Source organism: Lacipirellula sp., assembly GCF_965279485.1.
GTDB lineage: Bacteria > Planctomycetota > Planctomycetia > Pirellulales > Lacipirellulaceae > Lacipirellula.
On record NZ_CBDIIC010000002.1, the window covers coordinates 3,231,391 to 3,247,350 of the forward strand.

General features: G+C 62.9%; 14 protein-coding genes and 1 tRNA gene. 7 read left to right on the forward strand and 8 right to left on the reverse strand.

Annotated elements, in window-relative coordinates; all coding sequences use genetic code 11:
• The first annotated feature begins 35 nt into the window (after window positions 1-35).
• The 5 genes from ACQY7R_RS20540 (at window position 36) to ACQY7R_RS20560 (ending at window position 4,081) form a co-directional block, all read left to right on the forward strand.
• A complete protein-coding gene (locus tag ACQY7R_RS20540; RefSeq protein WP_428307424.1) occupies window positions 36-1,268 on the forward strand; it encodes a hypothetical protein in 1,233 nt (410 codons plus the stop codon).
• A 313-nt stretch (window positions 1,269-1,581) separates the two neighbouring features.
• Window positions 1,582-2,160, forward strand: coding sequence for a DUF6677 family protein (locus ACQY7R_RS20545; RefSeq protein ID WP_428307425.1), 579 nt, complete (start codon window positions 1,582-1,584; stop codon window positions 2,158-2,160).
• Between the two features lie 85 nt (window positions 2,161-2,245).
• Window positions 2,246-2,443, forward strand: a complete 198-nt coding sequence (locus ACQY7R_RS20550; RefSeq protein ID WP_428307426.1) for a hypothetical protein — start codon at window positions 2,246-2,248, stop codon at window positions 2,441-2,443.
• Window positions 2,444-2,535: 92 nt separating this feature from the next.
• Window positions 2,536-2,609, forward strand: a tRNA-Arg gene (locus ACQY7R_RS20555).
• 143 nt (window positions 2,610-2,752) lie between these two features.
• Window positions 2,753-4,081 carry a basic secretory protein-like protein gene (locus tag ACQY7R_RS20560; protein WP_428307427.1) on the forward strand — a complete coding sequence of 443 codons (1,329 nt, stop codon included), beginning with the start codon at window positions 2,753-2,755 and terminating at the stop codon, window positions 4,079-4,081.
• A gap of 59 nt (window positions 4,082-4,140) precedes the next feature.
• Here ACQY7R_RS20560 and ACQY7R_RS20565 read toward each other — a convergent pair whose 3' ends face one another.
• The 4 genes from ACQY7R_RS20565 to ACQY7R_RS20580 all read right to left on the reverse strand — a co-directional run bounded on the left by ACQY7R_RS20565 (window position 4,141) and on the right by ACQY7R_RS20580 (window position 8,196).
• On the reverse strand, window positions 4,141-4,737 hold the full coding sequence (locus ACQY7R_RS20565) for a sigma 54-interacting transcriptional regulator (RefSeq protein ID WP_428307428.1): 597 nt from the start codon (window positions 4,735-4,737) through the stop codon (window positions 4,141-4,143).
• 117 nt (window positions 4,738-4,854) lie between these two features.
• Entirely contained in the window at window positions 4,855-5,751 is an 897-nt protein-coding gene (locus ACQY7R_RS20570) for a hypothetical protein (protein ID WP_428307429.1), read from the reverse strand.
• 281 nt (window positions 5,752-6,032) lie between these two features.
• A complete protein-coding gene (locus ACQY7R_RS20575; RefSeq protein ID WP_428307430.1) occupies window positions 6,033-7,517 on the reverse strand; it encodes a c-type cytochrome in 1,485 nt (494 codons plus the stop codon).
• A 58-nt stretch (window positions 7,518-7,575) separates the two neighbouring features.
• Window positions 7,576-8,196: a redoxin domain-containing protein gene (locus tag ACQY7R_RS20580; protein WP_428307431.1), complete on the reverse strand. Its 621-nt coding sequence runs from the start codon at window positions 8,194-8,196 to the stop codon at window positions 7,576-7,578.
• Between the two features lie 265 nt (window positions 8,197-8,461).
• Between ACQY7R_RS20580 and ACQY7R_RS20585 the strand changes: the two genes are divergently transcribed.
• Both ACQY7R_RS20585 and ACQY7R_RS20590 read left to right on the forward strand, forming a co-directional pair.
• Window positions 8,462-8,995 (forward strand): sigma-70 family RNA polymerase sigma factor, encoded by a 534-nt coding sequence (locus ACQY7R_RS20585; RefSeq protein WP_428307432.1) that lies wholly within the window; start codon window positions 8,462-8,464, stop codon window positions 8,993-8,995.
• Entirely contained in the window at window positions 8,992-10,011 is a 1,020-nt protein-coding gene (locus tag ACQY7R_RS20590) for a hypothetical protein (RefSeq protein ID WP_428307433.1), read from the forward strand. Before ACQY7R_RS20585 ends, ACQY7R_RS20590 begins: the two co-directional genes overlap by 4 nt.
• A gap of 18 nt (window positions 10,012-10,029) precedes the next feature.
• Here ACQY7R_RS20590 and ACQY7R_RS20595 read toward each other — a convergent pair whose 3' ends face one another.
• The 4 genes from ACQY7R_RS20595 to glpK all read right to left on the reverse strand — a co-directional run bounded on the left by ACQY7R_RS20595 (window position 10,030) and on the right by glpK (window position 15,953).
• Window positions 10,030-11,415 (reverse strand): YiiX/YebB-like N1pC/P60 family cysteine hydrolase, encoded by a 1,386-nt coding sequence (locus ACQY7R_RS20595; protein ID WP_428307434.1) that lies wholly within the window; start codon window positions 11,413-11,415, stop codon window positions 10,030-10,032.
• Window positions 11,416-11,488: 73 nt separating this feature from the next.
• Window positions 11,489-13,432 (reverse strand): LamG-like jellyroll fold domain-containing protein, encoded by a 1,944-nt coding sequence (locus ACQY7R_RS20600; protein ID WP_428307435.1) that lies wholly within the window; start codon window positions 13,430-13,432, stop codon window positions 11,489-11,491.
• Window positions 13,433-13,625: 193 nt separating this feature from the next.
• The gene (locus ACQY7R_RS20605; RefSeq protein WP_428307436.1) at window positions 13,626-14,408 is read right to left on the reverse strand and encodes an MIP/aquaporin family protein; all 783 of its coding nucleotides are present in this window, start codon (window positions 14,406-14,408) and stop codon (window positions 13,626-13,628) included.
• A gap of 54 nt (window positions 14,409-14,462) precedes the next feature.
• Window positions 14,463-15,953 carry a glycerol kinase GlpK gene (glpK, locus tag ACQY7R_RS20610; RefSeq protein WP_428307437.1) on the reverse strand — a complete coding sequence of 497 codons (1,491 nt, stop codon included), beginning with the start codon at window positions 15,951-15,953 and terminating at the stop codon, window positions 14,463-14,465.
• Window positions 15,954-15,960 lie beyond the last annotated feature (7 nt).

The following is a 15,960-nucleotide window of genomic DNA, read 5'->3' on the forward strand; positions in this document are numbered from 1 at the left end:
CCTCCGAATTCATGGAAGAAGGAAAGGGCGCCCCTATGAGCAAGGGTATGGCCGTACTGTCGTTACTAGCGATCGTCGCCTGCAGCGCGCTGGCTGGTCCAGCTGACGCCGAACTGATCGTCAAGCAAAACGGCCACTTCTCCGAGTTGGTGGAACAGCTCTCCGGCAAAGAATACGTTCTCGGCTCGCCGGTCCGGGATGATCGCCCGTACGTCGATCCGACCCCGGTGCTGCACGCATTCCGCCACATGGCGGCCAGCCTCGCCTGGGGCGACGTGAAAGTCGCCGCCCGTAAGGCTGCTGAGCTTGGCTACGAGGTGATCGAGTTCACCGACGTCGACACGAAGCACGAGTACTATGTGCTGCGTGAGAACCTCAAGACTGTGAAGACAATTCGGGGCTGGGGCTCGTACATCGTCAACCCGCAGAGCAAGGTCGACGCGATCGTCGAAGTGCCGCATCCGTACGCCGACATGCACACGCCGGAAGTCGGCGGTCAGATCTTCGCGGAGTGCGAAGCTCGCGGTCTGCTGCTGGCCGGGGCCCATCGCGACAAGGCCGATGTGCCGGATCTGGTCGACAGCATTTTTCATCAGGTGCATGCGGCGTGGATCGGCCCGCTCGCCCAAGTGACGGCGTGGCAGATTCATGGCTTCGCCGGACAGAAGCATAAGTTCCCCGCGGGGACGCAAGTCGTCGCCTCGACCGGCGACGGCGCCATTGTGCCGGAGATTGCCGCGCTCGATTCGGCGTTCGACGAGCAAGGGATGTCGAGCTACGTCTTTACCGAACTCGACGCCGACAACGACGATAACAAGCAAGTGAACGGCGACACGCCCGGCATTGCGTTCCGCTCGCTGGCTGCCGCAAAGAATGAACAAGGTCGCTTGTCGCGGAGCTTGGGCGGGTCGTTCGTGCATATCGAGCTCGAAGGCACCGTTCGCACGAACAAAGAGAGTCGGCATCAGGCCAGCGCGGCGATCGCGCTGGCGATGGCGGCGGCTCCACGCGGCGAAGAGGCCGATGGCCGGCGCCAACTCGCCTCGCTCGAAGTGGAAGCATCGCCGATTTCGCTGGCGGTGAACCATGAGGTCGCGACGCCTGCCGTCGAAGTGGGCGCGAAGATCGTCGATAAGGCTCCGCCGGCGGCTGCTCCGGCAGTCGTCGTCGCCGCGGCGACAGTCGACGTGAAGCCTGAAGTGCGCGTGGCCGCGAAGCATGCTGCTGCGGCGACGAAGCCGCGGACGGGGGCCATCTCGGCTCCTTAAGGCCGGCTATCTTGGTCAGGCCGAATTCATTGAAGCCCCGGGCTCTGCCCGGGGGGTGCACTACGCGCGACGATATTTGTCGGAATGGATACCGGCCCCCGGGCGAAGCCCGGGGCTAGAAAGTACGCGGGCGGGGAAGATTCGACCCAGTGCGGCGAATGCCAAGAATGGCCCCCTGCCGCAGCGCTGGCCTGGGGCTGAGTTGCTTTTCCCCGTAGAATGGCGGCATGCTGGCGATCGCTTGCACGCCGGTTCTCAGCGACGCGGTCGCTCGCAGCAAATTTCTTTACCACATTCCGACCACTGAGCTTCCATGGCGAAAGCCGTTCTTCCAGCTGCTTACGACGTTCCTTTGAGCGATCAGCCCATTGCGATCGACCTCAAAGAGCCATGGATCGCGGCGCTGCTCGCCTGGCTTGTGCCTGGTTTGGGGCACATCTACCAAGGGCGGACTGGCAAAGGGGCGTTGTTCTTCGTTTGCATCTTCGGAACATTTCTATTCGGATTGTTCCTGGGCCGCGGCAAGGTGGTTTATGCATCGCCGCCGGGGCAGCAGCCCTGGCGGTGGCAGTACTATTGCCAACTCGGCGTTGGCTTGCCGGCGATGCCGGCGCTATGGCAGCGGCACTTACGAGTTCAGGGAAAGCCCGCAGCGTTTGGCGGGCTGATGGCGCCGCCGTACGATACGCCGCAGACGCTGGTCGACGCCTCGGAACACAAAACACAGCAGCCGAATCAATTGGCTGAGTGGACCGTCGCGATGCACCCAATGTTTGAAGTCGGCACGATCTACACCGTGATTGCCGGCTTGCTGAATATTTTGGTGATCTGCGATGCCTACGCAGGGCCGCTGGTGCTGTTGCCGAAGCGCAAGGGCGATGCGGGCGAGTGACGTTTCGCGAACGCCTGGGACCGCAACCGCTTTATGGCTCGCTCAATTCATTTAAGACGCAACCGCGATGCTTGAAATTAATTCCATGCTGCTTCTCGGAGCCTCGGTGGCGACGATCTGGTACTCGTTGCCGCTGATCGTGAGCGTCAGTTTGGTCTGTGCAGCGACGCGCCACGAACTGATGAAGCCGATTCTGCAGCACGCCGTCCGCTTCGCCGCGTGGGTGTTGGGGTTCATGGCGGTGTTCGTGGGATTGCTGGCGCTGCTCGGCCGGCTGCAGTAATTAATGCGGCAGGATGCTCGCCGCGGGCCGATTCTCCGCCGCTTTCGGCTGCGTTGTTTCCGGTGTATGCTTGAGGGCGTGGAATCACTCATGCGTCCGTAGCTCAATCGGATAGAGCACTGGTCTTCGGAACCAGGGGTTGGGGGTTCGAATCCCTCCGGGCGTACTCTTTTGCCCCTTCTCCTTTTGGGTGGTTCGCATCTCGCCGAGTCGTCCGAATTCGAATCTCTCGCTGCGACGAGCTTTGTCGCTCAGTGCGACATGCAGACGCCCGTCGCGCGACTTCCCCGCTTCGTGAGGACTGAACGAATGAGTCGCATTTGGCTTCAGGCGTCGCTCCTGCTGATGCTCGCGGTTTCGCCCCGCCTCTCGGCGGCGGAATCGGAGGTGCAAGTCGAGATCAATCGGGGGGAGCAGGAGTCTCCCGAGTTCCGTTTTGAAAAGATTCCCAGCCCGTCGGCAACAGACGCCGCCAGCGGCGCCAAGTTGAAGATTGTCGCCGGCCGACGCGACGAGAACGGCGGCCGGCCGCTCGTGCTCACTGATGGCAAGCTGCCCGGAGGTGCTGACGAGCCGGCGAGTAATTTTTTCTTCGCGCCCGGATCCAACGGCGGCCGGCTCCTCGTGGATCTTGGCGAGTCGACCGGCGTCAAAAAAATTAGCTCCTACTCCTGGCATCCTCAGTCGCGCGGGCCGCAGGTTTACAAGCTTTACGGCGACAAGCAACGCGCTAAATCGTTTGATGTAGCATCGGCCGGCCACGATGAACTTGCGGAGGCTGATTGGCAGTTGATCGCAAGCGTCGATTCTCGCCCCGAAGAAGGTGACGAGGGAGGCCAGCATGGCGTTAACATCACGGGGCCTAAGGGGCGCGATCTCGGGACGTTTCGCTACCTGCTGTTCGACATCGCACCGACGGAGATGAAAACGCCCTTCGGTCAGACGTTCTTCAGCGAAATCGACGTCGACGACGGCCGCGAGCATGAGGCCCCAGCGCAGTTGGCGCCGGAAGTGGTGCGAATCGGCGATAAGTACGAAATCGTCTTTGACGCCTCGGATGCGCCCGATTTGATGCCCTGGATCAAAGAGACGCTCATTCCGATTTGCACCGAGTGGTATCCGAAAATCGTTGACCTGCTTCCGAGCGACGGTTACGCGGCGCCGGAACGATTCACAATCACCTTCCATTCCGATATGGGCGGCGTGGCGCACGCGATGGGGACCGAAATTCACTGCAGCGCACCGTGGTTCGCGCAGAATCTCGATGGCGAAGCGGCGGGAGCCGTCGTGCACGAGATGGTTCACATTGTCCAGCAATACGGCCGGACTCGCGGCGCCCATCGCAATCCGGGGTGGATGGTCGAGGGGGCGGCAGACTACATCCGCTGGTTCTTGTATGAGCCGGTTGAGAAGCGCCGGCAACCTAATCCCGATCGCGCGAACTACACCGACAGCTACCAGACGACGGCTGCGTTTCTCGACTACGTGGTTGCCGAACACGATCCCAAGCTTGTAGAGAAATTCAACGCCGCGATGCGCCAGGGCGAGTACGACGACAAGTTGTGGGAGCAATACACCGGCAAGACGGTCGATGAACTCTGGGCGGAATACGTGCGAACGCTGAAGGCCGGTAAGTAGCGCCGAGTTGAACGCTTTTTCTTCGGTCTTTCAGTCTCTGCGGCGACTAAGAAGCCGTTCTAATTCGCGGCTAGAAGTTCCGCGTGTGCATCGGCGTTAAGGTACGCGAGATAGTCGTCGAGCGTCGCCAACGGCACGTGCATCATGAGGCATTCGTCGTCGCCGCGATCAGTCCAGCGAGCGTCGACGGCGATCGTCACGGCGACGTCGATTGCAAATGGATCGGCGGCGGCTAGGGGCGCGCTGTGGCTGCGATTGAGCTCGGCGAACAGGTGCGCGCAGGTTGTGCGAGTACCCGGCAGCCAATGATCGAAAAAGAGCGTTCCGCCGTTGGCGATGCGGAAAAAATGTCGCGGCGGATCGTCGGTCCCGGCAATGGGGCGCGTGCTGCGGATCGTGCCGTTTAACGCGGCGAACTGTACGCCCGCTGAGTGGCGGCAGTCGATTCTCACGAATGGCTTGGGACTGCGCGGGCCGATGCCATGCAGGCGGCGTGCAAGGTCGACTTTGTTGGCGGCGCAAGGGCCGATCAAAAGGACCGCGAGAAGCTCTTGGTCGTCAGGCGGGAATTCAATGGCGAAGCGTCGCGTGGCGGCTTCGACTTGCCGTAGTTTCAGATCGATGATCGTGCAGGTGCGAGAACGAGACGACTCCATGGCGGCTCCTAGTCGCTCCGTTGCTGCGCGTTGGGCGCAGCAACGGAACGCCGACGAGGGGGTTGGATGAAAAACGCCCGGCGGTGCGAGAACCGCCGAGCGCGCCACAGGAAGAAGCTATGCGCCGCGCCGAGTGCGGCGGCGAGCGGCGGCGACGGCTCCGACCATGCCGACTGTCGCCATGCCGACGGTGGCTGGTTCAGGAATCGCGACAGCGGTCATCTGGGCTTGTGAATGGCCCAGAATCACTTGCGCGACGATCGAGTTGGCGACGTTCACGTTCAAATGGAACGCATTCACTGCGATCGAACTCTGATCGCCGGCGACGACTTGCTCGTTGAGGATCAACGAAGCATTAGCGATGCCGAGTGCGGCGAGGTTAACGCTTGTGTTCGGCGCGATTGGCACGTTGACGTAGGCCGACAGATTGACGGGGATACCGCTAATCGTCAGCCCAAGGCTTTGGATCGTAGTCGTTCCGGTGGCGGTGAGCGAACCGAAATCGCCGGCGATTTGCGCCGTACTGCTGAGCGTGCCGTTGATGCCGAGTAGCGTGATGCCGGGAGGAAGCACCGGCAACGTCACGGCGTTAATACCGGCGCCGACGACGCCGCCTGACGCGGAAGTGGTTCGCGAACCGACGCCGCCGTTGACGTTGGAGGCCGCCGTGGCGGTCACCGAGCCGGCCGTCGCCGTCGCGGTGGCTACCACCGGAACGCTGGTGGAGACGTTGACGTTCAGCACCGTGTCGGAATTGGCGTATGGCGCTGGAGCGACGCCGTTGACACCGACCGGCAACGGACCAACGTCGAGATTGACGACGTTGAGCGCGTTGAGGTCGACGAACATGCCGTAGCCGTTGCTACTGGCGGAAGTGTTGATCGCGTGGGCGACCGGAGCGGAGCAGCATGACAAGAGCGTGGCCAGCGAGGCGAACGCGAGAGTGCGCGAACGAGCGAACGCACGAAGCGTGTGGGAAGCGCGCACCGCTCCCTGGGCGAGTCGAGTAGTCATTAGCGAGTCTCCGAGTAGAACCGAAAAGAGCTGGAATGACCCGAAGACTTCCGTGAGACTCAAGTTCCTTGACGCGACTCTTCTATCCAGATATGCAGGCCAGAACGGCCCGTCAATTAAAAAATGGTAAGTTATCCAGAAAAGGTCGTGTACGGTGGGGCGAACCCACCAAAAATCGACCGCCAGCGCCCTGTCTCGCGATGAGGTGCTAACTCTCTAGGGGGAGTTTCGCGCGACGATGCCAAGCAGAGTAGAGGCCGATCCCGGGGCGAGGCTCGGGGCTATTCGGTGGCTTGGCGCGCCTGGCGGGTTTCGGCTGCGGCGGCGAGCGCGGCCCAGCGTTTGACGCGTTGCCGCCAGCCGGTGCGTTGCGACATTCTCTGCTTCGCCACCGCGCGGACGTGGTCGCGGTAGGCGTTTTGCAGCGTTTCGAGATCGTCCTCGTTGACCGGCATCATGCGGAGCGAAACGCTCCCCATTTCGTCGAGCGATTCGCGGCCCCACTTCACGCGGACCGGCGGATTCGTCGGATTGCGAATGTTGTCGGTCGAGTTGTCCCAAGTGACGCGACCATCGAGCCGGGTCCCCTTCGGCAGGCGGACGAACTCGGCGTACTGGTACTGCTCTTGCCAGTTGAAGTCGAAATCGTTGATCCGCAGCAGGTCGATTTGCTTGCCGTCGGGGAGCGTCGCCGTCAACTCCATCTCCTTGCCGAGGTAGTGGGCGTGCGAATTGACGCCAAAGGCGTCGACGTCGACCGGCAGCGTGAACGAGTCGGTCTTGGTGTAGCGTTTTTCGCCGGCGGGGATGTCGACGCCGGCGATGGCGCCGAAGAGCGGCGGCAGTTGGACGCCCGTGAAGCTCCGTTCCGGCTTCTTGTCGGCGAAGTAAATGCCGACGACCGAGCGTTCGCGCTCCGCAACTCCCGAGGGATGGAAGTGGGTTGAGAGAATCAGCGACGATCCGGCGGGGACGCGGTACGCGAGACCGGCGGGAAGCGGGAGCGGCGTGGCGCCGACGGCCCAGCCGCCTAGGCTGCGGCCGTTGCTGCCGCCGCCGAGGTCGCCTTGGCCGCGGCTATCTTCTTCGTCGCCATCGAATGATTGCCGGGCGAATTTCGGGTTCTTCACGGCCTGCCCCGATGCGTCGCAGTAGAAGAGGCTGTGGTGCACGACCGTCCGCGCGCTGGGGCGGAACTCGATCGCGCGGACCCACTTATCTTCGGTAATGCCGAGCGGGATCGCAAAGTTGTGGTAGATGTCGGGACCGTCGGCAGGGACTTCAAACTCGTCGGTCATCTCGACGATGAGGTCGGGCTTGCCTAACTGCCAGCCGGGAGTGAATTCGGGGGTGGCGGGCAAATCGGCGGGATCGCCTTCGGGCATGTCGGCGTCGACCCAGGCTTGGATCGTGGCGATCTGCTCGTCGGTGAGGCGACGTTCGCCGTGGAAAGGCGTCTCGATGGGCTCGGCATGCCAGGGTGGCATGAAGCGCGAATCGGTGACGGCCGCGACGAGGTCGGCTCGCTTGCTGACCTGCTTGTAGGTGAGGAGCGAGAATGGCGCCGCTTCGCCGGGGCGATGGCAGGAGGCGCACTGGGCGAACATGATCGGTGCGATGTCGCGATTGAACGTCGGCGCTGGCTTGGCCTCGGCCTCTGTTTCGGTACTCCAAGCCGTCGTGGTGCTGATGGCAATTGCGCACAGTGTTAGCAGCGCGGCGGCTGTGGCGGCAAACTTAAGGCGGTTCGGTTGGCGAAGGTGCATCATTGCTCCTGCAGAGGCGCGTTGTATTGTTCAGCAGGCCGGCGAGCGGCGGCGGGTGTTACTTGCTAACTGGCGAACGTTGGCTATTCGTCGCGAAGGGAATCTTGCAGCCGAGCGCGTTCGTATGGGGCGTGGCCACTGTCTTGCCATCGGCTACGGCGGCCAAGGCGTCGTGAAAATCGTGCTCGGTCGCCGCGCGCCGTTTGCGGCCGAGGGCTTCGTAAAAGTTGTCGATCCGTCCTTGGTACAACGTCTTGCCGTTCAGGTCCACGATAAACGCTTCCGGGGTGACCGTGGCGCCGACGCGGCGAGCGATCGATTGATCGTGGTCGAGGATCACCGGCAGGTCGATTTTAAACTTCGCGATGTGCTCTTCGGCGTCCTCGGCCGTCACGTCGGGATCTGAGTGAACGAGATAGATCGGCACGCCGCTCGTGACGAACTTGGCGCCCAGCTCGCGGAGTGTCGGCTGGTAGAAGTTGGCGATCGGGCAGTCGGGCGTGATGAACACGAGGGCGACGGCTTGAACGCCCTTCTCTTCCATGGGGCGATGCACCGTGCCGGCGACGTCGGTTAGCAGGAGGTCAGCGCTCTGCTCCGCGGCGTGCAGTCGCGGCGCGGCAAGGTGCAGACTGAGGACGATGGCCATGGCGGCGGTTATGGTGATCGATCGCGGCATGGAGAAGAGCGTTCCCAGGAGCATTGGTGGTGACGAAAGCTAGTTGTCGCCGGCGGGCCGAGAGAGGACTAGATTCTAGCGAGAAACGGGAGAATTGACGATTTCAGATGTTTTCTGTCCTCTCGGCGGGCGGGGAGTGACAATAGGTAAGGCGGGATGTGTCGCGGACGGGCGTACTGGATTGTGCGCCATGTGAATTTTCGGGCGTCGTGAATCCCTCCCCTAGCCCCTCCCTTCGAGGGAGGGGGAAAATTAAGACGAGCTGATGGACGCGAAGGGCGTTTTTGAGATTCTGGTTCGCGAGCATGCTGGCATGCTCCGCGTCTACCTGCGGTCGGCGGTGGCCGATCAGGCGGCGGTCGACGATTTGTTTCAAGAGACGATGCTGACTGCCTGGCGGCTGATCGATCGCTTTGATTCGAGCCGGCCGTTCGGTCCTTGGCTACGCGGGATAGCGGGGAAGCTGGTGCTCGCCTGGCGGCGGAAGCACGCGAGCGATCCTCGGCTGTGCGATGCCGCGGCGCTCGAACAACTCGATGTGCGGATGAGCGAAGTGCAGCGTCTGCCGGGCGACACGCTCGATGAAAAGCTCGACGCGCTGCGGCGGTGCGTCGCCGCGCTGCCGGAACATTATCAGGCGACGCTCGACGGGCGGTTTCGCGAACAGCTATCGCCGCCGGAGATCGCAGCGATGCTGCAACTCAATCTGGAGACGGTAAAGAAACGTCTGCAGCGGGCGCGAGCGCTGCTGCTGGAGTGCATGCTCGGCAAGCTGGCGGCGTTGGAGGCGGAGGGATGAGCAGCGAAGAGTTGAACCCGATCGATCAACTGGCTGGCAGCAGCCTCGACGAGCTGCGTGCGCTTGATGCGCAAGCAATGGCGGTGCTCTCGAGTGCGGAGCGGCAGCGCCTCGTCGACTTGCAATGGATCGACGCCCTGCTGAGGCATCGTGCGCCGGCGGAAGCAGCTGCAACTGATCGTTCGGTGGCGACTGTCTTGGCTCAGCTGGAGTTGCCTGCGCCCGCACGAATGCTGAAGCGGAAGGCCTCGCGCCGGCCAGTCGGCTTTCGTCGTCTACTGCCCGCCATCAGCTTGTCATCGGTCGCGTTAGCGGCGGCGCTCTTGCTGGCGGTCGGCTTTTGGTGGCAGCGGAGTGCGGAACAGGCGATGGCGATGGTCGAGCGTTCGTATCAAGCGGCCCTCGCGCCGCGCGATCGAACCTACAGCGTCCTCGTTGAGCGAACTAACGGCACGATGCGGCCGATCACGGCCCACCTGACCGTTCGCGGCGGCGACAAGTTCCTGTTCGAGAAGCAAGGCCCGCTCGGCGCCACGATTCGACTGGGAACCGACGGCGTCGGTTATTGGTTTATTCCGCCGCAGGGGCCGATCGTTCGCGCGAACAGCGATGAGTTTCTGCCGAGTTGGATGCGACGAACCTCGACTGACTTGCCCCATTTGCAGGTGTCGACGCTGCTGGAGCGGATGCGGGATTACTACCAGTTGCAACGTTTGCCGGCGGAATCGCTCGTGCCCGGCGGGCCGGAGCTATCGCATCTGAAAGCGACGTGGTCGGCGGGCAGATTAAAACCATCGAAGTATGGCCGTACGCCGCCGGAGCAGGTGGAACTTTGGGCCGATCCGGCGACGGGCGTCGTCGAGCAACTCGTGCTGACGCTGCCGATCGACGCTTCACGCCGGCAAGCGCATAAGGTGACGCTACGGTTGGTGGAAGAGCGATCGCTTGGCGATGAGGCGTATCGGGCGGAGTACTACGCGCCGGAACGCGAGTCGGTGATGGCGCCGCGGGAATAGAACTCAGGTGCGAACCGGCTAGCTCCGTCCCTCGACGCTGCGCACGATTTGCGCCGCTTGATCCGCATACTCGAGCTTTCCCCCATGCGCCGGCGAGTAGACGGCATGCACGCGGAACAGTCGCTCGGCGAGCGCCATCCGCAGCAAATCGCCCGCGGCCAGCGCGAACCGACCCATATGCCGCGGCAGTTCGATCTTCAGCCCGTCAACGCCGTCGTAGGCACGATAGACGACCTCCGTGCAGACCATGCGATGAGAGCAGGTGAAATCGAAGTCGAAATCATATGGTTTCCCTTCGTGGAGAAAGGCTTGCGCGATGGCGGCGGCAATCGCCGCCGGAGCGAGTAGCGGTCGTAGCACGATCACTGAATCGGACCCCAGCGGCGACGCGAGCGAGCGGACGCGGACGCCGTCTTTCATTGACTCGAGCACCAGCGGCGTCGGCGATGACGGGTCACGCTCACGCCGTTCCGCGGCGATTGCTTCGCACAGCCGCCAGCGCGGCGTGACATGCTCGTGTTGCGTGACGCCCAATCGTTGGAGGTCGTCGAGCGAGCCAATCACCAGCGCCGCGTGCGGCCAATAGCCGGGTAAGAAGTAGTTTGTCGCGGCGTACTCTTTCCGCACGACGAGCACGTCGCCCGGCTGAACGAGCGCCGTCATCTCGCGATCGATCTCCGGCGGCAGCCCGGGACGATGGCCGGGGCGGACGGTGACTTCCGCCATGCCGGTGGAAACCACTTCCTGCGCGGCGTAGAGCGCGCGTCCCAGCATGTCGCGGCCGATTCGGCGAATGGTCCGCCGCCCGCGCACTCGCAGCCGCGTACGCAGAAACATCCAGAGCGACGGCCGCAGGCGATCCCGCAAGCGATCGATGATGGCGACGAGCGGCGTCAACTGTGCGGCTGCGGCGGCCTCGGCGAGCCGTTCGCGATGCGTGTCGTAGTAGCGCGTCGCCTGCCATAGGTGCCATGCGTTGCCGACGCTCACTAGCGAACGCTGGACGTCGTCGTACATGCGCGGCGGAATGCCGTACACAGGATCGGGTTCGTCGAGCTTGCGACGAACGACGGTCGTCCGGTGGAACTGTTCGCGCAGGTAGCGGGCCGAGTCGACTAGCAGCGCCGCGGCGGCGAGCGCGATGAGAAACTCCTCGGGCGTCGCGGCTTCCGGCCGTTCGGAGCGGCTGCGAATTTCGCCGATGAGTTCGAGCAGTGCGACGCGACTCTTCCAGTAGGAGAGCTGCAACTGGCGAACCGCGAGCTCTTGGCTCGCCGTCACATAGCCGACTTCCGCGACCTTCACTGCATCGAAAATAGCCGCGGCTTCGCTCTTCAGCTGCGTGAAGTAGTCGTCAACTTGAATGACGGTGCGCGCGGCGGCGAGGAGTTGCGAATCGGCCATCGCCGTAGTGTAGCGACGGCGGAGCGAGGCGTGCAGAGTTGATGGTCGTGTTTTCGATAGTCGCGTTCTGAAGTTAGGGAGCGGCCGCTTGCGTTTCCCGCGCAGCGGGCGTCGCCGCGGCCGGTGGAACGACTGCCGGCGAACGATCGCGTTTGTCGATGGTCATCGTGTCGAACAGTCGCCCTTCAAGGTCGAAGGCTTTGAATTCCAGACGACGACCATTCACCGCGGCCAGGCAGTAGTGGTGACCGTGCTTCACGTTGTTCTGAAACCACGGTTTGATAGGGCCGGCCGTTTCAAGGTTCCCCCCTGCCCCGCCGGTGACCATATAGATCGTCCCGTCTTGCTCCTGCACCTTCTCCGCCTTCATCGGCCAGGTGCGCTCGTACGAGTGGATATGGCCGTTCCAAACAATGTCGACGCCGTAGCGATCGTAGAGCGGTACGAGCGCGCGGATCCGCGTGTCGCCATACTCCGAGCGTTCGCCCTTCCACATATCGCCGTAGTCGTCTTCGTCCGAGGAGTACGACGGGTGATGGTACGAGACGAACTTCCAGGTGGCGTCCGACTGCGCGAGCTGCGATTCGAGCCACTTGTATTGCTCGCTATCTGGATCGACTGCTTTGTTCGAGTCGACCATGAAGAACTGAGCGTTGCCGTAGCGGAACGTGTAGTAATACTCGGGCGCCGGGACGGAGACATAGTTGTAGTAGTGGGCGGCGTTTTGCTCGTGGTTGCCGATGGTGGGGAAAAACGCCACGCGCGACGATAGCGGCTGCATGCCGGGGAAAAACTCTTCGACCCACTGCTGTTTGTTCGGGCCGCTGTCGACAAGGTCGCCGGGGATGATCGTGAAGTTCGGCCGTTGCATCCAGAGTTGATCGCTGAGCCGTTTGCAGACTTTCGGGTTGCCCTGCGTATCGCCGAGGATGCCGAAGGTGAACGGCGTCTCCTCGTTGTTGGCCGTTTGAAAGGTAAGTAGCGGGCTGCGAATAGTTCGGCCACGATCGTCGGTCGCTTCGACCTGATAGGCGTAGGGCGATTGCGATTCGAGATCAGTGAGCCGAATCTCGTGGATCGTCGTCGCCTGCTCACCCGCTTGCTCTTGGCCAAGCTCGCCGGTTTCGCCGTACAGCACTTTGCCCTTCGAGGGTCGCGATGTTTCCCACATCACCGTGATGCCGTCTTGAGTGACGAACTGCAGGTAGGGCGTCACGACGAACGTCATGTCATCGGGGATTTCAACAGCGTCGAGTTCGAGCAGATCGCTGCCGTGATCGAAATCGTGCTTCACCCATTTTTCAGTCGCCGTGAGATCGTAGACGGAAACGTCGCGGATGTGGCCGCGATGAGTGGCCAGTTCGTCGTGATCGGCCGTGGCGCCAATCACGTACGGGGCGTAGCGCGACGGGTAGATCGGCCCGCGTTGGTCGTCGCTCACCGCGTCGAGTTCGCCGTTGACGTAGAGCCGCATCTCGAACCCGTCGTAAGTAGCGACGACATGGTAGTACTTGCCAAGCTCGAACTCCGTTTTGCCTTCGAGCACCGTCGCTTCACCGTTGCCGTCGTCGCTGCGGCGGGCTGCGAGCGCAAAGCGAAAGACGCGATCGTTGTAGCCGAGCAGAAAACCTTTCTCGCCATCGCCGTCGGCTTCGAGCGTGCTGATGATCGCCCCCTGCGGATTGGGGGCTTCGATGATTACCCATGCCGAGAGCGTGAGATATTGGTCGGGCAGAAACTCATCGACGTCGCCCGCCGTGGGAGCGATGCGCAAGTAGTCGTGAACGCCGTCGAAACGCAGCGCGGCGCCGAGTTTGTCGGTCACCAATTGCGGCGCGCCGACGATTGTTGCGTCGGGGCCGAGGCGTGCGGCGACTTTTCCCTCCTTCACCGTCGATGGACTGAAGTACCAGTGCGAGACCGGATCGGGGCCTTCGTGAGCTAGCGCTGAAGACCCGAAGTCCAACGAGTTGCAAGCGGCGAAGAGCGCAGCAGCGAGAACAGCAGGACGAAGCATGGCGGCTAGCTCCAGAGGTCGCGGCGCCAGCGAGCAGCGTCGCGAAATCGACGGCAGGACGATTCGGCGAATGTAGCCGCCGAGCGTGAAGATTCGGCGCACTACTGCGAATATAAATCGTCCTGCGCATCGCGGGAGCGAGGCGATGCGCAGCGGAGCGGACGATTTGCGAGTCGGTTCGCTGCGATCGCTACTAAACTTTCGCGGCGGCTTCGAGCATTTGCGCACCGGCGAAGGCCCCCGCCGCCATCAAGGCGCCAATGACCGGCCCCGTTACCGGGATCCAGGCATACGACCAGTCGCTGTCGCCTTTGCCGGGAATCGGCAGCATCGCGTGAGCCAAACGCGGGCCGAGGTCGCGGGCGGGGTTGATCGCGTAGCCAGTCGTGCCGCCGAGGGAGAGGCCGATCGCCAGCACGAGAAGTCCGACCGGCAACGCGCCGAGCGCGCCAAGACCGACTTTCATGTTGCCCGGTTCGAAGACCTTCGTCGCCTCGTTGGCGATGAGAATGACGGGGTCGGTTGCGAGCAGCACCGCGAAGACGAGCACGAACGTGCCGACGGCTTCGCTGAAGAGGTTGCTGCTAGCGCGGCGAATCGCGGGTCCCGTAGCGAAGGTGGCGAGCTTGGCGCTCGGGTCGTCGCTCAGCGGGTAGTGATCGCGATAGAACACGTAGACCAGGATCGCGCCGACGATCGCCCCTGCTAGCTGGGCGATGATGTAGGGCGCCGCCAAGTCAGCGGCGAACTTACCGGCGACCGTTAGGCCGATTGTTACCGCCGGATTGAGATGGGCCCCGCTCGCGGCAGCGGTGCACCACACTGCCACAAACACTGCCATTGCCCAACCGAAGGAGATGACAATCCAACCGCTGGCGTGCCCTTTGGTTCGCGGCAGGACGACGTTCGCGACGACGCCGTTGCCGAGCAAGATCAACAAGGCTGTGCCGACAAATTCTGCGAGGTAGGCGTGCATGGGATTTCCACTCCGCGATCAGGTTGATGATGAGAAGGACGCACTTCCCGCGAACTACTCTTGCGCCCAGCCTTTGGTGCGTTCGACGGCGCGGCGCCACGTCGCTCGCTTTGACGCCGCTTCGTCGGCTGAGATCTTTGGTTCAAACCGCTTATTAACTTGCCACTGCTGACGAATCGCATCGCGGTTCGGCCAGACGCCGACGGCGAGCCCTGCGAGGTACGCGGCGCCGAGGGCAGTCGTCTCGGTGACCTTCGGCCGCACGACGGGGATCTGCAGCACGTCGGCTTGAATTTGCAGCAGCGTGTCGTTGACGCTGGCGCCGCCATCGACGCGCAGTTCGCTCAGTGCTTGACCGAGGTCGTGATGCATCCCTTCGAGCAGGTCGGCAACCTGCAGCGCGACTCCGTCGAGTGCAGCGCGGGCAATGTGGCCTGTCGTTGTGCCGCGGGTGATGCCGATTATGGCGCCGCGGGCGTACGGATCCCAATCGGGGGCGCCGAGTCCCGTGAACGCCGGCACGAACGAGACGCCGCCGCTGTCTTCAACCGTGTTGGCGAGCGCTTCAACATCGCCGGACGACTTGATGACGCCGAGCCCGTCGCGAAGCCAACCGACCGCGGCGCCGCCGATGAAGACGGCGCCTTCGAGGGCGTACTCGGTGACGCCGTCGACTTTCCAAGCGACGGTACTCAGCAGACGATGCTTTGACGCGACCGCTTCCGCGCCGGTGTTCATCAGCATGAAGCAGCCGGTGCCATAGGTGTTCTTTGCGGCGACGGCATCGAAGCATGTCTGGCCGAAGAGGGCCCCCTGCTGATCGCCGACCATGCCGGCGATCTTCACGCCCGCGAGCGGCGAATCGCTGCTTGCTTCGCCGTAAACTTCACTGGAGAAGCGAATGCTCGGCAGGATCTCGCGCGGCACGTTGAGCAGCGAGAGCAGTTCGTCGTCCCAGTCTCCCTCGTGAATGTTCATGAGGAGCGTCCGCGAGGCATTCGACGCGTCGGTAACGTGCAGTTCGCCGCCGCTCAGCTTGTAGGCAAGCCAGGCGTCGATCGTACCGCAGCAAAGCTCGCCCGCTTTGGCACGCTGGCGAGCGCCGGGGACGTTATCGAGCAGCCACGCGATCTTCGTGCCGCTGAAGTAAGGGTCGATCAAGAGGCCGGTCTTGTCGCGGATTAGGTCCTCTTTGCCGTCCGCCCGCAATTGATCGCAAAAAGCGGCAGTGCGGCGATCTTGCCAGACGATGGCGCGGTGAATCGGCTCGCCTGTCTTGCGATCCCAGAGCAGCGTCGTTTCGCGCTGGTTGGTGATGCCGATCGCGGCAATGTCGGCCGGTTTCAGTTTGAGCTTGGCGAGGACTTCGACCGCCACGTCGAGCTGCGCCTGCCAAATCTCGGCGGCGTCATGCTCGACCCAGCCCGGCTTCGGGAAGTGCTGCTGGAACTCGCGCTGGACGACGCCGACGATCGAACCGGCGTCGTCGAAGACGATTGCCCGCGAGGAGGTGGTGCCTTGGTCGAGAGCGAGCAGTAACGCCACGGAACGC